Consider the following 3,060-nt stretch of genomic DNA (forward strand, 5'->3'; position numbering starts at 1 on the left):
AAGTTAGTTTGTCTAGCATCTAAAATAAAAATTGACGTTTCACGTTGTTTGTTTCGTTCAGTTTTCAAAGAACTACTTGGTCGCTCATTTGCGACTTCCTTATGTTAACATTTTCATCTTTCAATGTCAACTAAGTTTTTTATTTCGTTTGTCGCTTTCAACGTTGTTGTCATCGGCGACTTGTTCTATATTACACCCCTATTCAATAATAGTCAATATTAATCTTTCACTTTTTTAGAAAAGATGAAACAGCTACTCATATTCCTCTTTATTTTTCATACATATAATTAAAATACCTGAAAGGGGTGTAGAGATTGTTCGATCCTTCCTTATTACATATCGTCAACGCCCATTCAAGAAACCCACATTATCATAAGAATTTTCCTATCATTCTATTTTGGAGCCAAAAAAGTGGTTGTACTTCTCTTGCTAAGTGGTTTTTTTATCAGATTAACTTATTACAGACAGCTCTAAATTATAGTCCTTTCATTCATAATTATGAATATGACATATACAAAAGTACACCTGCCTATAGTGTTCGACTAGGTATAGCATTACGCGAAAAACAAAAAGAAACTTTTAAGCTTGTTCGTAACCCTTATAGACGAGCAGTGAGCTCTTTCGTATCCTTAATCGCACCTCCCTATATAGAAAATCCCGAATGGAAGCCCATCCGAAAGTTTTTATATCAAGATGAAAACTCCTCCAAAGGCCTCTCATTTAAACAATTTCTATACTATCTATTCATTAATGATGCTCAAGGAAATGATATTAACCCGCATTTCACACAACAATATATAGCTGGTGAAGAAGAATATGTGACCAATTATATATACTTAGAAAACTTCGATCAGGATATGAAAGCATTAGAAAAGCGTTTCGAATTAAAAACTGCACCAATAAATGAGTTCTCAATATCATGGCATCATCAAACTCCCGCCATGATTTATAAAGGGAATTTTAGCGAAGCCGATATTACTGACCCTTTATTTCCTCGCTACCCCACTTTCGAAAGTTTTTATGATACCGAATGTATACAACTCGTTCAAACAATATTTCAAAATGATTTCAATACGTATAAATATAGTAGAGAATACCTATACTGATTTCAATCTATTATCTTTGCCAAATAAAAAAACACCTAATATATATAAGGTGTTTTTTTATATTTAAACTATATACAATATGTTACTTAGCATTCCTTACTATTCAAGTTATTCTTCTTTAATAACTTACTTATTTTTTGTCTATCTGCCCATCCTACTCCTATTAAGACTAAACTTCCTCCTATTACTATCTTCCAAGTTAAAGACTCATCTAATAAAGCAATTGAAGCAACAATACTTATTAACGGTAATGCATTTAAATATAACCCACTTACTGATGCCGAGACTGTCTCTAGTGCTCTATTCCAAAACCAATACGCTAAAATTGTTGCGCCTATAACAAGATACATTACACTAAATCCAGTCTTCCATGTTTCGATTTCTGGGAAACCATAGTAAAAAGTTTCTACCATTGCAAATGGTAATAAAATAACAGCTCCAATAATTAAAGTTAATGTTGTAAAAACCTTGTTTGATAAATACTGTTCTTGTTTTGGTCTTTTCAACAATACTGTATAGAAAGCAAATAAGAAAGTGCTTAATAAAATAAGGGTATCTCCTATTAAAGATACTTCTTGATTACCGTTACTAGATGGGATAGTAATAAGAAGTACTCCAGCAGCTCCCAATACAATACCGATCCAATAATTAAGCTGAATTTTTTCTTTCAAAAAGATCGCTGAAAAAAGAATTGTAACTAACGGTAAAGCAGCATCAATAATACTAACATGTAATCCACTTGTTAAAGAAATACCGTAGGATGTGAACATAAAGTAACCAGCTACACCAGTAAAAGATAGTAAACTCATTCTTTTCCACGGCACTTGTTTATGTACAACCGATTTTTTTAATTGTTTAAATGAAAATAGCAAACAAATTCCACCAGCGAAGAAAAGGCGAATAAATAACAAAGTAAATGGCTGAATAACTTCTAACGCCCACTTTGTTGGCGCAATGGCTGTCCCCCATAATATAACAGCCACTAATAACATGCATATTTCTTTCATAATCCCCCACACCCATCAATAATATATATTAATTACCTTAATTATAGATTTTTTGATGAATGAAATCCTTTAAAAATGAAAAGATATTGTATAAATTGAAACTTTAATCAGCGGGGGTTCACTTCAGCGCATGTCACATAGCTCAAAAGCGTTGCGAAATGTTGGCTTGTACACGATGAAACAAAGTTACTTAAACAATAACAGGATGGCTACTGTAAAAGAAGTAGATACTGCCATGCAAGCCAATACGAATGATTGGGGCGTTCAATCAAATTCTATTCAAGCGATTCGCAGAGCCTTATATGCAGAAGTGAAGAGCTTTTTTAAAGCGTTGGAACAATGTAAGAAAAATCCTGAGCAGTTCACAGGGCGTCCGAAGTTTCCAAATTATTCTCGTTCCACTGACAAACGAATCATTGAAATCTATCAAGTCCCTAAAGTGGATAATAACGGGTATTGGATGGTTCCGATGAATGTGGCATTCAAAAAAAATTGGGTTCCATTAAAATACGTATGCCGAAAAATTTAAGACATAAAAAAATCTTCTACATTGAGATTGTACCGAAGCAAAAAAGTCGGTTCTTTGAGGTGCATGATACATATGAAATGCATGTTTCTCAAATGAAGAAACCATCCACGACTACGAGTAACGCTTTGAATTGCGATTTAGGTGTAGATAGATTAGTAAGTTGCGTGACAAATCGTGGGGTAGCATAAATGCTAGAGCGTCAAACTGTCTAGCGATAGACGAAAAGACCTAGCGCTCGAGCTCAAGCCCCCACTGAAAGGCTTTGTCTCACTGGGGGTAGTTGACTTTAAAACGTCTCCATTTCATCCTTTTCTCTCATTAAGATTACTAAATTTACGGATTATGTCATTTGATATATATAAATAAACACAAAAAAACCTAAGTCGAAACGACTTAGGTTTTTGCTTGGCGACGTCCT

Annotated in this window: 2 protein-coding genes and 1 pseudogene; 2 read left to right on the forward strand and 1 reads right to left on the reverse strand. The window is 33.8% G+C overall.

The annotated features are described in order from the left end of the window. Window positions 1-314 precede the first annotated feature (314 nt). Complete coding sequence (locus tag PDQ40_RS27950) at window positions 315-1,106, forward strand: sulfotransferase family 2 domain-containing protein (protein ID WP_270691783.1); 792 nt, start codon at window positions 315-317, stop codon at window positions 1,104-1,106. Window positions 1,107-1,192: 86 nt separating this feature from the next. On the opposite strand, the gene PDQ40_RS27955 is transcribed toward PDQ40_RS27950, so the two are convergent. After that, window positions 1,193-2,125 carry a DMT family transporter gene (locus PDQ40_RS27955; protein WP_001998796.1) on the reverse strand — a complete coding sequence of 311 codons (933 nt, stop codon included), beginning with the start codon at window positions 2,123-2,125 and terminating at the stop codon, window positions 1,193-1,195. 109 nt (window positions 2,126-2,234) lie between these two features. Here PDQ40_RS27955 and PDQ40_RS27960 point away from each other — a divergent pair. Further along, window positions 2,235-2,827, forward strand: a pseudogene (locus tag PDQ40_RS27960) (RNA-guided endonuclease TnpB family protein); the annotation flags it as partial. Window positions 2,828-3,060: the final 233 nt, after the last annotated feature.

This window comes from Bacillus cereus group sp. Bc061 (assembly GCF_027715825.1).
Taxonomy (GTDB): Bacteria; Bacillota; Bacilli; order Bacillales; family Bacillaceae_G; genus Bacillus_A; species Bacillus_A paranthracis.